The organism is Bacteroidota bacterium, from assembly GCA_016715425.1.
Lineage (GTDB): Bacteria > Bacteroidota > Bacteroidia > Chitinophagales > BACL12 > JADKAC01.
The window spans coordinates 1-15,994 of sequence record JADKAC010000001.1 but is presented as its reverse complement, the minus strand read 5'-3'; the positions used below and the strand labels follow the sequence as shown (position 1 = coordinate 15,994).

The window sequence follows — 15,994 nt, the reverse complement described above, 5'->3', positions numbered from 1 at the left end:
AATGTTTTTAGATTAATGTGCGTGAGCTTCGCCTTTATTATTCATTTTAGCTAAGATAAAAAAAGCTCCGTTTACTACTACTTTGCTGTTGGCAGGAATTTCTTTTAGTAAAGTAATTTCGCTGTAACCTACATCGGTAGTGCCTTTACGAACTGGTATTTTTTCAAAGGTTGTTCCTTCTTCGGTGTGTTCAGGTTCTTCTTTCTCACCGTGTTCGTGTCCGTGTTCATCGTGTTGGTGTTCGGCAGTTTCTTTTTCCGAATGATGTTCTTCTTCTTTGTGGGCATCGGTAACAATAAAGATATAGTCTTGTCCTTCATGGTTTACAATAGCATTTGCAGGTACTGCATCTACAGTGGCGTTTTCTAAACTGACTAGTGCGGTAATGCTCATGCCGTCAATCAAACCTTGTTTGTTTCCTTTTACCATTGCGTGAACTGCAACGGCTTTGGTGTTTTGCTCAAACGTGTTGCTGATGGCGTAAACATCCGCATCGTATTCTTTGCCCGGATTGTTGGTTAATGTGAAATGTATAGTTTGTCCAACTTTCAGTTTCTGCAAATCTTTTTCATAGACATACAAATCCAAATGCAGTTGACTGTTGTCCACTATTTCAGCAATAGGGTTGTTTGCATCAACATAACTGCCAATGTTCACCATCACATTGCTAATAGTGCCGTTTATGGGGCTTGTAATGTTTACGATTGATTGAATGTTTTCGCTTGTGAGTGAAGCGGTGTTGATACCAATAAGTTCTAACTGCTTTTGCAAACTCGCTTTTCGGGCTTTCAAGGTTTTAAGTTCTGCATCGGCAGATTGCAAATTCTTTAATGCTCCTGCATTGCCTTGTTGCAATTCTTTTTGTCTGTCAAATTCCAACTGTGCCAACTCTGCTTTTGAAGAAACACTTAGAAATTCTTCCTGAATGGTGATAAAAGTATTGTTTGAAATGGTGGCTATCACTTGTCCTTTAGAAACGGTGTTTCCTGTTTGCACCAAAATTGATTTGATTACACCGCCAAACATGGCAGTAGCGTTTGCCTTGTTGTTGTTTGGCACTCGCAACAATCCATTGGCTTTGAGTGAGGCGGTTAATTGCTTTTTTCTCAATGCTGCCTAACTCTATTTTTATAGATTTCATTTGTTCGGCTGTAAGCATGGTGGTATTGGCGTTTTCGTGTTCATCGTGATGCTCGGTTTCTTCACCGTGAGTTTCGGTTTTATTGCTGTTGCAGGATGCAAATGCTAAAGATGTTGCAAGGGCTGCTATGAAGATTATATTTTTCATTTTTTTGTAAATTTTAGTTGTTGATTAAGAAATTAATGTTGATGACTGACTGATTGAGTTGATTTACGCTTTGCAGATATGCCAACTGCACATCGGTAGCAGTTTGTAATGCCTGCAAATACTCTATGTAGCCAATGTCGCCACTTTTGAAACCAACTTTTGCGGTGCTGATAATTATTTCTGCATTGGGCAAAGCTGTTGATTTGTAATAATTGTATTGCGACAAATTCTGGTTGTATTGCTGAAAAGCATTTTGCAATTGGTTTTGTAAAATCAGTTTTCCGTTGTCGGCTTCTTTTTGCAATGCCTGTTGTTTATAGTCAAGCGATTTTATTCTTGATGCGTTGCTGAAAAAAGTTATCGGAATACTGATGCCGACATTAAAGCCCTGAAAGCGCTTGCTGCCGTCAAAATTCACTTCTGTTCCATTTATGTTTTGAAACCCGATTAAGGACTGGTTGAAATAGCCCACATTAAAATCAGGAAGCATTGATGCAGTTTCAACTTTTTTGTTCTGTTCTGCAATTACGGCTTGCTGATACAATACTTTCAGCGATGGATTATTTGCAATAAGTGTAGTATCAAACGACCTGCTTACTACAAGCGGTTGAATGTTTCCGTTATTGTCAATCGTAAAATCCTCGCTTGTATTCATTAGCGTTTTTAAGGAATTGTAAGCCGTTGCAAAGTCCGTTTCATTTTGTTTGAGCAAAAGCGAAAGCTGTCCATGTTTGGTTTCGGCTGTGGTTTTCTCCAACAAATTTGTTTCACCTGTTTTGTATCGCAAAGCTGCTGCACTCACAAAATCGTTATACAAACTGTCTAAAGATTGCAGTTGCTTTTTAGTGGTTTGTAAATATTGCAACTGGTAAAACCAGTATTGCACCTGTGCTTTTATCTCGTTTGCAGATGCTTGCTGCTTCAATTCGCTACTTTGTAATTCGGCTTTATACAAACCTGATCTTGCAGTAAAATAAGTGGGGAACGGAATAGATTGATTGATTTGAAAAGCCCTGTCTTGATTGATGCTGTTGTATTGCCCAAACTGAAAATTGACATTTGTTTTGGGGTAATTCAAACACCGATTTTTTCAAAGTGGTGGAAGATTGCACATTGAATTGTTGTGATTGAATTTCTAAATTATTTTTCAATGCGGTGCTTATTGCATCTTCAACCGAAATGGTTTTAGATGTTGGCGTTTGAGCATTGGCAACATTGAATGAAAGCAACGCAAAAACTAAAATAGCTGTTGTATAAATTTTGCTTTTTGGCTTTTTTATTTTAGAAAACATAAGATACAGCAAAGGCAAAACAAACAGGGTTAAGAAAGTAGCTGTAATTAGTCCTCCTATTACAACCGTTGCCAAAGGTTTTTGCACTTCTGCCCCCGCACCGTGTGAAAGTGCCATTGGTAAAAATCCTAATGATGCAACGGTGGCAGTCATTAACACAGGTCGCAAGCGGATTTTAGTTCCTTCTTTTATTCGTTCTAATATGTCCGTAATTCCGTCTTTTTCTAATTGGTTAAAAGTTCCGATTAGCACAATGCCATTTAAAACTGCTACACCAAACAAGGCAATAAAACCAATACCTGCCGAAATGCTGAAAGGCATATCACGAAGAAGTAAAGCGAATACACCGCCTATTGCACTCATTGGAATTGCGGTATAAATTAGCGTTGCTTGTTTTACTGAACCAAAGGTGAAATAGAGTAACATAAAAATGAGTGCCAATGCCACAGGCAAAGCAATCATTAGGCGTTTACTTGCCGCGTGCAGATTTTCAAAAGTTCCTCCATAGGTGTAATAATACCCTTCGGGAAGTTTTACTTTTTCATTTAGTTCATTTTCAATATCGGTAACAACACTTTCCACATCTCTGTCTTTGATGTTGAAGCCAACCACAATTCTACGTTTTCCATCTTCACGACTAATTTGTGCGGGACCCAATTCCATTTTGATTTCCGCAACTTGCGATAATGGAATTTGTGTTCCGTTGGCAGTTGGGATATATAAATGGCTTACATCGTCAATGTTGTTTCGGTGTGTGCTGTCTAAGCGAACTACCAAATCAAATTTGCGTTCGTTTTCATACACAACGCCTGCGCTTCCACCGGCAAAGGCAGTGCTTACAATGTGATTGATGTCTTCAATGTTTAATCCGTAATTGGCAATTTGCGAACGGTTGTATTTGATAACGATTTGCGGTAATCCTGCAACCCGTTCCACACTTGGTTCTGTTGCACCGTTCACGTTTTGCACCACTGTATTTACCTTGTTGGCATAGCTTAGAAGTGTGTCCATATTTTCACCAAATATTTTAACGGCAACATCTTGGCGAATACCTGTCATAAGTTCATTAAACCGCATTTGTATGGGTTGGTTTTTTCAAAGAAAACGCCTGGAATGGTATTTAATTTTTTCAAATTCTTCTGCCAATTCATCATAAGAAATATCTCTTTTCCATTCGCTTGGCGATTTTAAAATTATCATCATATCGGTGGCTTCAGGTGGCATTGGGTCGGTTGGCACTTCGGCACTTCCTGTTTTACCAACTACCATTTTTACTTCGTCAAATTCTTTAATTAGCCGTGATGCTTGCATACTGGTTTCTAAACTTTGAGAAAGTGAAGTTCCTTGTGGCAAAATGCAATGAAAAGCAAAGTCGCCTTCTTGCAAGGTTGGAATAAACTCACCACCCATTCTTGAAAATAGAAATACGGAAACTGCAAATACCGCAACGGTTGCGACTACAATTACTTTTTTAAAACGGATTGCTTTTTCTAATAGCGGTGCATAAAGGCGTTGGAAAAATTCATCATTCTATCGCTCAATGTTTGCTTGTGCGAAATGTTTTTAGAAAGGAAAGCTGCACACATCATTGGAATGTAGGTAAGCGATAAAATCAACGCTCCAACAATGGCGAAAGCAACTGTTTGAGCCATCGGGCAAAACATTTTGCCCTCGATACCTACCAAGGTAAGAATGGGAATATAAACAATAAGGATAATTATTTCGCCAAAAGCGGCACTGCTTCGGATTTTAGATGCGGAAACAAACACTTCATTATCCATTTCTGATTGTGAAAGTTTGCCAATTGTTTTCCGCATTCCTAAATGGTGCAAGGTGGCTTCTACAATAATTACTGCTCCGTCCACAATCAAACCAAAGTCAATTGCTCCTAAACTCATTAGATTGGCACTTACGCCAAATACATTCATTAAGCCCAAAGCAAACAACATTGATAAAGGAATGGCAGAAGCCACAATTAAACCTGCACGAAGGTTTCCAAGAAATAAAACCAAAACGAAGATTACTATTAAAGCTCCTTCAATCAGATTTTTTTCTACTGTTGAAATGGCACGGTTTACCAAATCGGTTCTATCTAAATAGGGTTCAATTACTACATCTTTTGGTAATGATTTTTGAATAGTTGCCATTTTATCTTTAATACGGCTTACCACATCGGCACTATTTGCACCTTTTAACATCATTACTACACCGCCAACGGCATCTACCTCACCGTTGTAAGTCATTGCACCATATCGCACGGCACTACCTAAATGCACTTCGGCAACATCTTTAATGAGAATTGGAATGCCGTTGGGATTTGTTTTCACAACAATATTTTTGATATCGTCAAACGAACCAATCAAACCCACACCACGAATGAAATAGGCATTTGGCTTTTTGTCAATGTATGCCCCGCCTGTGTTTTCGTTGTTTTTTTCTAAAGCGGTAAAAATTTCGGGAATGGTTATTCCCATTGCAATCAATCTGTCAGGATTTACAGCAACTTCATATTGTTTCATTTGCCCGCCAAAGCTGTTTACTTCTGCAATTCCTGCTGTTCCGTAAAGCTGTCGGGCAACAATCCAGTCTTGCATTGTTCGCAAGTCCATAGCCGTGTATTTGCTTTCGCTACCTTTTTTGGGGGTGAATGATGTATTGATACACTTCGCCCAAACCTGTGCTAACAGGTGCTAATTCGGGTGTGCCAACACCTTTGGGGATTTTAGTTTCCGCTTCCTTTAGCCTTTCATTAATGAGTTGTCGGGCAAAGTAGATGTCCACTTTGTCGTCAAACACAACTGTAATTACCGAAAGTCCGAAACGGGAAATGCTCCGCAACTCTTCCAAATCGGGAAGGTTCGCAATGCTTTGTTCGATGGGGTAAGTAACCAACTGTTCCACCTCTTGTCCTGCAAGGGTGGGGCAAACCGTAATGATTTGCACTTGGTTGTTGGTGATGTCGGGAACTGCATCTATGGGCAGTTTTGTTGCACTCCACACTCCCCAAACAATGAGTGCAAGTGTCATCAATGCGATGATGAATTTGTTCTTTATGCTGAACGCAATTATATTATCTAACATTTTTTAATTATTTTAATGAATGAATACACGATTACTTGCGGTGCGTTAGCACCGAGTAGTTTTGTTTTGTTCCGCATTAGCGGAACATCAGAAATTCATTAACTGAGTTTTGGCGGTTGCCAAATAGACAAATACACCTCCGAAGCAAATGAGGCGTTGTAAAGTGGGAATTTTTCTACTGAAACTGGAACGTGAAGGGCTAAACTGTAATTAGTAAAAGAACTACTAAAAGTTTGTCCGCAACAAGCACACATACAAAAAGGTGAGCAATTTTCGGTGTCGCTGTCGTGGTCGGAATGGTCTGTGGTGGTGTATGTGGATTGGTCGGCACTCATATATTTACAGTCGTCCTTGTCGCTGCACGGCATAACAGCCAATGCCAACAAGTAAAAACTAAATAAGAGTGTCAAAACTTTTTTCACGATGCAAATGTAGGGAAAAAAACTGTAGGTTGTGCAGAATGTTGTCGGGTGATGGTGGTGCGGTTGGGCAAAATAAAATGTGCTGCAAAAGTGGGTCGGCTTGTGGGTGGCTTTGCAGCTCTTTTTATTTTGCGAAGGGATAGCCAAACGGCTTTGCCGAAAATTGCATTGTCGGTCGGTTTATGTCTGTCGGTTAATGGTCGCACTGTCGGGTTTTAGGGTTGCTGATAACGGTTTGAAGCTACCCGAAGGTGGCGATTACGAAGCACTTCACTGTCAGCCAAGCACAAACTTTGATAGATGCACAAAGCTTGATTTAACCACTGAACCGCCACTTTTGGGTAGGTGCTGTTAGGTGCTGCCCTTCTTTTCTGTCGTGTTGTTGTCTGTCCATTTTACTCCTGTCTTGGTGCGTTGGCTTGGTGGCTCTTTTGCAAAACTTGGCTTTGGCCTTTGCCTGTGCGGTTTTGCAAATGTGCCACCAAATGCGTTGGCTAAATATTAATGAACTGTTGTTTGAATTTTACAACACATACTGTACAAGATAGTTTAAAATATCAAATGCGTAAACAATTCTTTCTGCTCATTCAGATGCTGATAATTTATTTTTTTAGTTTTCATTTTTTGTTCCATACTATCTAAATCTGAGCTGTGTTTTAATTCTACTCCAACTACCGCTGGGCCTTCTTCTCTATTATTTTTTTTGGTAAACTGGAAATAGGTAATATCATCATTTTCTCCTAAGACATCATTTACAAATTCTTTTAATGCTCCTGGTCGTTGTGGAAAGTTGATGATGAAATAATGCTTCAATCCTTCAAACATCAAGGATCGCTCTTTTATTTCTTCCATTCTTGTGATGTCATTGTTGCTTCCGCTAACAATGCACACCACATTTTTACCTTTGATTTGGTCTTTATACGAATCCAACGCTGCAATACTCAATGCACCGGCTGGTTCTACAACAATGGCTTCTTCGTTGTACAATTGCAAAATTGTGGTGCAAACTTTCCCTTCGGGGGCTAAAACGATATCATCTAAAGAGTTTTTACAGATTTCAAATGTTTTGTCGCCCACTCGTTTTACTGCCGCTCCATCTACAAATTTATCAATGTCCGTCAATGCAGTATTTTTACCGTTTTCCAACGATGTTTTCATAGAGGCTGCTCCTTGTGGTTCTACGCCGATAAGTTTAGTTTCTGGACTCAATTGTTTAAAAACCGAAACGACTCCTGCAGCCAAACCGCCACCACCAATTGGAAAGAATAAAAAATCAATCTTACATTTGCTGTCTTCCACAATTTCCAATCCTACAGTTCCTTGTCCGGAAATAACCAATTCATCATCAAACGGATGAACGAAAACCGCCTTATTCTTCTGGCTGAAAAGAAGGGCTTCGTTGTAGGCATCGTCAAAAGTATCACCTTTCAACACAACCTCTACATTTTCTTTTCCAAAGAGTTTTACCTGCTTTATTTTTTGTGCAGGCGTAGTAATAGGCATATAAATAACGGCTTTTATGTTCAGTTTTCTACACGCAAAAGCCACTCCCTGAGCGTGATTTCCGGCACTTGCACATACCACGCCTAGTTTTATATCATTTTCGGAAAGCGAACTTATTTTATGATACGCTCCACGCAATTTGTAGGATCGTACAGGTTGTAAATCTTCCCGTTTCAAATAAACCTGAGCAGCAAATCGCTCGCTCAGGTTTTCGTTTTTCACAAGAGGCGTATGCACAGCCACACCTTTCAGGTTTTCGGCTGCCTCTTGTATTTTTGCTAAATGTATCATTTGGTTTGAGGTCTTAATTTTCGAACTTGCATTCCAGTTTGCCACAACTCACTTTGTTGTATTTCTTTGAGTTCTGCGTTGAGTTTTTCTCTGTAATCTGGCTTGCTGTTGGCTTCGATAACGATGGCTGCTTCTTTACCTGAAAGCACGTCATCATACAGTTCATTAAAAACAGGAGTGGTAGCTTCTCTAAATTTACCTTTCCAATCCAATGCTCCTCGTTGTGCAGTGGTACTGCAATTGGCAAACATCCAATCCATTCCGTTTTCGGCTACCAAAGGCATTAAACTTTGGGTCAATTCTTCTACAGTTTCGTTGAAGGCTTCACTTGGCGAATGTCCTCGCTGACGAAGCACATTATATTGAGCCTCAAAAACACCTGCGATAGCTCCCATCAAAACGCCTCGTTCGCCAGTCAAATCGCTGTACACTTCTTTTTGAAATGTGGTTTCAAACAAATAGCCAGAACCGATAGCGATGCCTAATGCCAATGCTTTTTCTTCAGCTTTTCCGGTTGCATTTTGAAAAACGGCATAACTGGAATTTAAACCTTGCCCTTTTAAAAATAATGTTCTTAACGAAGTTCCCGAACCTTTGGGAGCCACCAAAAACACATCTACATCTTTAGGTGGCACGATACCTGTTTTTTCATGAAAAGTAACGCCAAAACCATGTGAAAAATACAGGGCTTTTCCTGTTGTCAAATTTTTTTTCATCGTTTCCCATGCTTGTATTTGCCCTGCATCTGATAATAAATTCATGAGTAAAGTGCCTTTTTCGCAAGCGGTTTCCACTTCGAAAAGGGTTTCATTTTCTACCCAACCATCAGCAAGTGCTTTGTCCCAACTCTTTGTCCCTTTTCGTTGTCCTACAATTACTTTTACGCCATTATCTTTCAAATTTAAGGCTTGTCCCGGACCTTGCACGCCGTATCCAATGACTGCAACAGTTTCGTTTTTTAATATTTCTCTTGCTTTCTCTAATGAAAACTCTTCTCGTGTTACGACATTTTCCATTACGCCGCCAAAATTTAATTGTGCCATTTTATATTGTATTATTTTTTTTAATTGATTTCTAATTCTTTTAAATAAGTACTTAATTCTTTCATTGGTTTGGTAACTGCCACTCGACCTGAGCGGGCAAATTCCAGAATGCCAAATGTTTTCAGTTTTTCAAACAAAACTTGTATTTCTTCTTTGTGCCCTGTTTTTTCAATGACGATAAAGTCGGGATCTACGGTGAGAACTTTGGCACTATTTTCTCTAACCACTTGCTCTACATTGTTGGATTTAAGTTCTGTTGTTTTGATTTTATATAACGCAATTTCCTGATGTACTACTTCATTATCTTCGTGTACAAAGGCTTTCAGAACATCAATTAATTTATCGATTTGCCCAACAACTTTATCTATTTGTTCTCTGTTTGTTCTCAAAACGATAGTGTAACGATGCACATTTTTAACCTCTGTTTCAGAAGCTGTGATGCTGTCAATATTCAAATGTCGTCTTGTAAATATGATGGTGATGCGGTTGAGCATTCCGATTGTATTTTCCGTAAATATGGATACGGTAAATGTTTTGTTCATTGTTTCCATTTTATCCGTTTTATAATTATTGTAATCTTATTTCAGCTACCGAAGCACCTGTTGGCATCATCGGGAATACATTGTCTTCTCTGGCCACTTTCACTTCCAACAGGTACGCATTTTCTGTGTTTAAAAGTTGGTCTAATGCGTTGTTCAACTCCTCCTGTCTTTCAACTTTTTGACCTTTGATATTGTAAGAGGCTGCTAATGCAACGAAATCAGGACTTTGTATGTCGGTAAACGAATATCTTTTTTCAAAGAACATTTGTTGCCATTGCCGCACCATTCCCAAGTAGCCATTGTTCAAAATAATGATTTTAACGCCAATGTTATTCTGCATCATGGTTCCCAATTCCTGCAAAGTCATTTGGAAACCACCATCGCCAATAATGGCCACGACTTGTTTTTCGGGATTAGCCATTTTCGCTCCAATTGCGGCCGGTAGCGCAAAGCCCATCGTTCCCAATCCACCAGAAGTAACATTGCTTTTGGTTTGGTTATACTGATAGAACTGTGCCGCCATCATTTGGTGTTGCCCCACATCGGTTACAACGATTGCATTGCCCTTAGTTTTTTGAGAAAGTAAATCAATCACCAAATCCATTCTCAGTTCATCTGAAAATTCCTTTTCTCTATTTTCTGAAAGTACCTGTAATTCCTTTTGCTTCGCTTGATGAAATTCATCCAACCAATTTTGATGAGTTTGTTTTTCTACCAAATCTGCTAAAACGGTTAGTGCTTCTTTGGCATCGGCTACAACAGGAGCATCGGCTTTTATGATTTTATTGATTTCGGCAGTGTCTATATCAACATGAACCACTTTTGCTTGTGTTGCATACCGGGAAACATCACCTGTAACACGGTCGTCAAAACGCATTCCCACGGCAAGCAACACATCGCACTCATTGGTTTTTACATTGGGTGCATAATTGCCATGCATGCCTACCATTCCAACAAATAAAGGGTGATGACTTGGAAAAGCTCCTAATCCCAAAAGCGTAGAAGCCACCGGAATACCCGTTTTTTCGGCAAAAGCCAATAATTCTTCTTCTGCATTGGAAAGCATAATTCCTTGTCCGACAATCATCAAAGGTTTTTTTGCCTCGTTCAGTAAATTTGCAGCAACTTGCACTTGTTCTTCATTCAATTTTGGCCTTGGCTGATAACTTCTGACAGAGTTACATTTCTGATAAGAAAACTCAATCGCTTCAAACTGAGCATCTTTGGTGATGTCCACGAGTACTGGACCAGGACGACCGGATGAGGCAATGTAAAATGCTTTCGCCAATGTTGTTGCTATGTCTTCTGCTTTAGTTACCTGAAAATTCCATTTGGTTACTGGCATCGAAATACCCATGACATCGGTTTCCTGAAAAGCATCAGTTCCCAAGAGATGAGAAGCCACCTGTCCGGTGATGCAAACCAAGGGCGTAGAATCAATCAGGGCATCGGCTAAACCTGTAATTAAATTGGTGGCTCCCGGACCCGAAGTAGCAAATACAACCCCTGTTTTTCCTGAAGTTCTAGCATATCCTTGAGCTGCATGTATAGCACCTTGCTCGTGTCTTGTCAAGATATGATTTACTTCTTCAAGATGATGAAACAAGGCATCATAAATTGGCATGATAGCACCGCCTGGATAACCAAATATCGTTTTTACACCTTCGGCTTTCAGGCTTTGTATCACCGCTTCTGCACCTGTTATTTTTAATTCCGTTGTTTTCATTTTTTAATTATTTATCGGTTACACACCCCAATGAAGCACTCGAAACGCATTGTGCATATTTGTACAAAACCCCTTTACTTGCTTTCAATGGAGGTTGTTTCCATTCTGCTTTTCGTTTTTCCAATTCCTGTTCAGATACTTTTAAATTGATCGTATTATTTTTTGTGTCAATCGCAATTAAATCTCCATCATTTACCAAGGCAATTGTTCCACCTACAAAAGCTTCCGGAGTGATGTGTCCTACCACAAAACCATGCGTTCCACCCGAAAATCTACCGTCGGTAATTAAAGCCACTGAATTTCCCAATCCTGCACCCATAATTGCTGAAGTTGGTTTGAGCATTTCAGGCATTCCCGGTCCGCCTCTTGGTCCGCAATAACGGATTACTACCACATTACCGGGTTTTACTTCTCCGTTTCTCACACCATCAATCACTGCATATTCATCGTCAAATACTTTGGCTGTTCCTTCAAAATAATCGCCCTCTTTGCCACTTATTTTAGCTACACTTCCCTCGGTAGCTAAATTTCCGTAGAGCATTTGCAGATGTCCATTTGCTTTCACTGGATTTTCCAATGGAAGAAATACTTTCTGACCTTCGGTTAAATCTTCCACAGCTTCCAAATTTTCAACAATTGTTTTTCCTGTAACAGTTAAACAATCTCTATGTAATAAATTGTGTTTCAATAAATATTTCATTACTGCTGGAACACCACCTGCTTCGTGCAAATCTTCCATGAGGTATTTTCCACTCGGTTTTAAATCTGCTAACACTGGAACACGGTTACTTACCTTTTGGAAATCATCCAAAGTCAATTCCAAATCCACCGAATGTGCCATAGCTATCAGGTGCATTACGGCATTGGTAGAGCCGCCCAAAACCGTTACCATGGTCATGGCATTTTCAAAGGCTTTTCGGGTCATGATGTCTTTGGGTTTAATGTCTTTTTCCAACAACACTTTGATGGCTTTTCCTGTATCAAAACATTCCATTTTTTTATTGCTGCTCAACGCAGGATTGGATGAACTGTAAGGTAAACTCATTCCCAAAGCTTCAATAGCCGAAGCCATCGTATTTGCTGTGTACATACCGCCACAAGCACCCGCGCCAGGACAAGCGTTTTTGATTATACCTTTGTAATCTTCATCGGAAATGGTGTTACTGAATTTTTTACCTAAAGCTTCAAAAGCTGAAACGATATTGAGCGATTCTCCTTTCCATTTTCCAGAATGGATCGTTCCGCCATAAACCATGATTGCAGGACGATTTAATCTTCCCATGGCGATGATAGAACCAGGCATATTTTTATCGCAACCTACTACCGCCAATACAGCATCGTACCATTGGGCACTCACCACCGTTTCTATGGAATCGGCGATCACATCTCTGGAAACCAAAGAAAAACGCATACCGTCAGTTCCGTTTGATATACCGTCACTCACACCAATGGTATTAAATATCAATCCTACTAAATCCTCTTGTTGCACACCAGCTTTTACTTCTTTAGCCAAATCGTTGAGGTGCATGTTGCAGGGATTTCCTTCGTAACCCATACTCACAATTCCCACTTGTGCTTTTTGCAAATCGTCTTCGGTTAAACCTATTCCATAAAGCATGGCTTGTGCTGCAGGTTGGGTTTCATCTTGTGTGATGGTTCTACTGTATTTGTTGAGTGTTTTCATTAGTTTAAATTAAGCTGTTTTAAAGGTTCTCGTACCAAAAGTGAATAAGCATCTTGAAGTTTTTTACCTAAGGAATCATTCCAGTTTTTTGGAAATTGATAAGTGTCCACCGATAATATACCCACTACCTCGGCAGCCGTTCCGCAGTAAAAGGCACTATCAGCTTGAAAAAGATCTTCTCTGGTAAATTTTCCTTGATGCAGTTCCAGACCTAATTGTTCGGCTAACTCCAAAACAGTGGCTCTGGTGATGCCCGGAAGGATGTTTCCTAATTGAGGCGTGAATAATTTTCCGTCTTTTTCAAAGAACAAATTCGCACCCGGACCTTCGGCTAAAAATCCATCGCTATCCAAAAGAAAGGCTTCGTCGAATCCATTGTCTTTTGCTTCGTTGGTTGCCAAAATCGAATTGACATAATGACCGCAGACTTTCGCTTCAATGTGGATGGATTTTGGATGTGGACGGCAATAGGAGGAAACCGTTAATCGTAGTAATTTTTCTCCCAAATACGCTCCCCAGTCCCAAGCGGCAATCATCACCGAAACGCTGGTAGGTTTTGACAAACTCATATTTTGTCCACAATACACCAATGGTCGGATGTAAGCATTTTTTAAATTGTTTTTTTCCAGTAACTCGTAAGTAGCTAGGACTAATTCTTGAACAGTGTAATCGAAAGGGATTTTTACCAATTCGCAGGATTTTTTCAAGCGTTCATAATGTTCTTCGGCTTTAAATACTTTAGTTCCATTTTTGGTTTCATAAGAACGAATACCTTCAAATGCACCGTAGCCATAATGAAGCGTTTGACTGTACAAATCGGTTGTAGATTCGTTAGCCTTTACAAATTTTCCGTCCAAAAAAAGGACTGTTTCGTTGTTTGAATACATATTTATTTTTTTTATTGAGTTGATAATTGATTTTTGGGAATAAAAAAAGCCTTTCCCGAAATGAGAAAGGCTTACAATTTGGCATAAAGCAGCATCTCTCACGGTGGCGAGCTAATAATAATGCTGATAATAATAGTGTTGTTATATGATTTCATTTTGTTCTTTTTAGTTTAATGTCAATAAAAAAAGCCTCCTGATTTCTCGGGAGGCTTTCAAATATATCTTTTAGATTATATCAAAATTATTCCTCCCCAATATGTGAAATCACACCCGCAATAATAATAGAAGAAATAATAATTGAATTGTACATTTTTTTCTGTTTTAACGGTACAAATGTAAGTATACTTTTTTTGATTTGCAAATTTTTTATACCTTTTTTTTGAAAGTCGTTAAAATTCTGAAGTCAGATATAGGTGTGGGTGAGGTTGGGCAAAATAAAATGTGCTGTTTTGTGTAGGCTTATGGTTGGGGAAACAGCTCTTTTAATTTTGCGAAGCGTTGGCATTTTGTCTGTCGGTTTGTTGTCGGTTGTGTCTTCTTTTAGGGTTGCACCTAACGGTTTGCGGCTTGGCGATAGTGGCGGTTTTAGAAGCACCAAACTGTCAGCCAAGCACTAAAGTTTATTAAAAGAACTACACTTTAACTTACCACTGCACCCGCCATTTCGCCAAACCGCTGTTGTGTGCTGTGCTTCTTTCTCTGTCAATAATTTGTAGTCCGATTTTGAAATAAATAAGTCGCCTTCAACTGTGTCAAGTTTTGTCGTAATTGCTTTAATTGCTTGTCTGATTGGTCAATACCAATCCATTGTCTGCCGTTGGTTTGTGCTGCTTTTAAAGTTGTCCCCGAACCTGCAAAACAGTCAAGAACTACACTGTTTTCATTTGATGATGTTTTAACAATGATGTCCAACAAGTCAGGATTTTTTTCTGTCGGGTAAACAGGGTATTGTGGGTCTTTAAATCTCCTAAAATGTCTTGCATACGTTTTCCTTCTTGCTCGTCTAAGTATATTTTTTTTCTCGGGTTTCCGTTGTCGCTCCACTCAATAAGTCCGTCATTGTCCCACTGTTCCAAAATTGTAACATCGCTTCTCCAATGTCTGCCTGGAGGTGGCAAAATTCCTTTAAATGCTTTTGATGTCTTACCGTTTTGAGTTTCTCCCGGAGCGTGTAATGGAATAGTTGTATAACGCCTGCCGTCTTTCTCTGTTTTTGGAAACAGTTTTAATTTATCTTCTTCGGTATATGGAGTTTTTGGTTCATTCCAAATTGTTGTCCGATTTGAATAAAACAAAATCAAATCTTTCATATTTCCGAAACCTTTGCGTGCAAAGTTTTTTGGATTACATTTAATTCTTGTGATGTCATTTCGGAAATTCTCAATTCCAAATATTTCGTCCATTACAATTTTTACGTAATGCCCAATCTTGTAATCAATATGGGTAAATTGAACCTTTGTCGGAAAGCAACATATTTAAAAGCACAAGTCGCTCTCACGAATAAACTCAATGAAATCAAAACCTTTCAAAGTGTCGGTGTAAGCAACCGTTCAGTTTGAACTATTGCTAATTGTGCTTGCTCTGCCGTCAGTAATTGTAAAAGTGTTGTTTGTCGCAAATGGTGGGTCAATGTATATGAGGTCAATTTTACCTGCAAGGTTGTGTTTGGTAATTAGCTGTTTTAAGGCAACTAAATTGTTTGCTTGAATAAGCAAATTGGGATTGTCGCTTGAATTAATTTGCACTAACTCAATTTCAGGAATACTGTCAAATATTTCCTTCTCTGTTTTTTTATTTGGATAATGTAACTGCATAGAATTTAGATTTGATAAAGAAATTCACGCAGCACCAAACTGCTCATAATATTATAGTCGCTAAAATTTGTTGTAATTTCGGTGTAGTATCTACTCTTATCCTTTAGCCAAGGAATACCATCAATTATTCCATTATGTTGCATTTTCAACAGGAGCTGTTAAAGTGGTAATTACATCGGTAAATGAGTTGTTCTGATTACCACCGATTGCAGTAATAAATTCCCGTTTCACTGAGAATGTATTTACCATATTAAATCTTGCGACAAAAATCTAACTTTGTCTTTGCCATAACCAAGATGTTCTTTAGCAAATCTGTTTAACTCAGTGTCGCCACCTTTCAGTATAGCATTGTCTGTGGAAGCTAAAATTCATTTGGTGAAATAGGAAGAATACTTAAAGATTTTTTGTCAATCCAATGTTT

9 protein-coding genes and 3 pseudogenes are annotated in these 15,994 nt (G+C 39.1%); all 12 read right to left on the bottom strand.

The features are described from left to right. Positions 1–12: 12 nt before the first annotated feature. Positions 13–1,288: pseudogene (locus IPN31_00060) on the bottom strand (efflux RND transporter periplasmic adaptor subunit). Positions 1,289–1,301: 13 nt separating this feature from the next. Beyond that, a pseudogene (locus IPN31_00055) lies at positions 1,302–5,661 on the bottom strand (CusA/CzcA family heavy metal efflux RND transporter). 418 nt (positions 5,662–6,079) lie between these two features. Continuing rightward, positions 6,080–6,289, bottom strand: coding sequence for a hypothetical protein (locus tag IPN31_00050; protein ID MBK8680314.1), 210 nt, complete (start codon positions 6,287–6,289; stop codon positions 6,080–6,082). A 343-nt stretch (positions 6,290–6,632) separates the two neighbouring features. Next, positions 6,633–7,877 (bottom strand): threonine ammonia-lyase IlvA, encoded by a 1,245-nt coding sequence (gene ilvA / locus IPN31_00045; protein MBK8680313.1) that lies wholly within the window; start codon positions 7,875–7,877, stop codon positions 6,633–6,635. Continuing rightward, positions 7,874–8,920: a ketol-acid reductoisomerase gene (gene ilvC, locus IPN31_00040; GenBank protein ID MBK8680312.1), complete on the bottom strand. Its 1,047-nt coding sequence runs from the start codon at positions 8,918–8,920 to the stop codon at positions 7,874–7,876. Before ilvC ends, ilvA begins: the two co-directional genes overlap by 4 nt. Positions 8,921–8,940: 20 nt before the next feature. Next, entirely contained in the window at positions 8,941–9,462 is a 522-nt protein-coding gene (gene ilvN / locus IPN31_00035; GenBank protein ID MBK8680311.1) for an acetolactate synthase small subunit, read from the bottom strand. Positions 9,463–9,487: 25 nt separating this feature from the next. Continuing rightward, complete coding sequence (gene ilvB, locus IPN31_00030) at positions 9,488–11,188, bottom strand: biosynthetic-type acetolactate synthase large subunit (protein MBK8680310.1); 1,701 nt, start codon at positions 11,186–11,188, stop codon at positions 9,488–9,490. 7 nt (positions 11,189–11,195) lie between these two features. Continuing rightward, positions 11,196–12,872: a dihydroxy-acid dehydratase gene (ilvD, locus tag IPN31_00025; protein MBK8680309.1), complete on the bottom strand. Its 1,677-nt coding sequence runs from the start codon at positions 12,870–12,872 to the stop codon at positions 11,196–11,198. Further along, positions 12,872–13,759 (bottom strand): branched-chain amino acid transaminase, encoded by an 888-nt coding sequence (locus IPN31_00020; GenBank protein MBK8680308.1) that lies wholly within the window; start codon positions 13,757–13,759, stop codon positions 12,872–12,874. The genes ilvD and IPN31_00020 overlap by 1 nt, the downstream gene beginning before the upstream one ends. Positions 13,760–14,372: 613 nt before the next feature. Then, positions 14,373–15,232: pseudogene (locus IPN31_00015) on the bottom strand (site-specific DNA-methyltransferase). A 77-nt stretch (positions 15,233–15,309) separates the two neighbouring features. Further along, positions 15,310–15,573, bottom strand: a complete 264-nt coding sequence (locus IPN31_00010) for a hypothetical protein (GenBank protein MBK8680307.1) — start codon at positions 15,571–15,573, stop codon at positions 15,310–15,312. 5 nt (positions 15,574–15,578) lie between these two features. Then, a complete protein-coding gene (locus tag IPN31_00005) occupies positions 15,579–15,716 on the bottom strand; it encodes a hypothetical protein (protein ID MBK8680306.1) in 138 nt (45 codons plus the stop codon). Positions 15,717–15,994 lie beyond the last annotated feature (278 nt).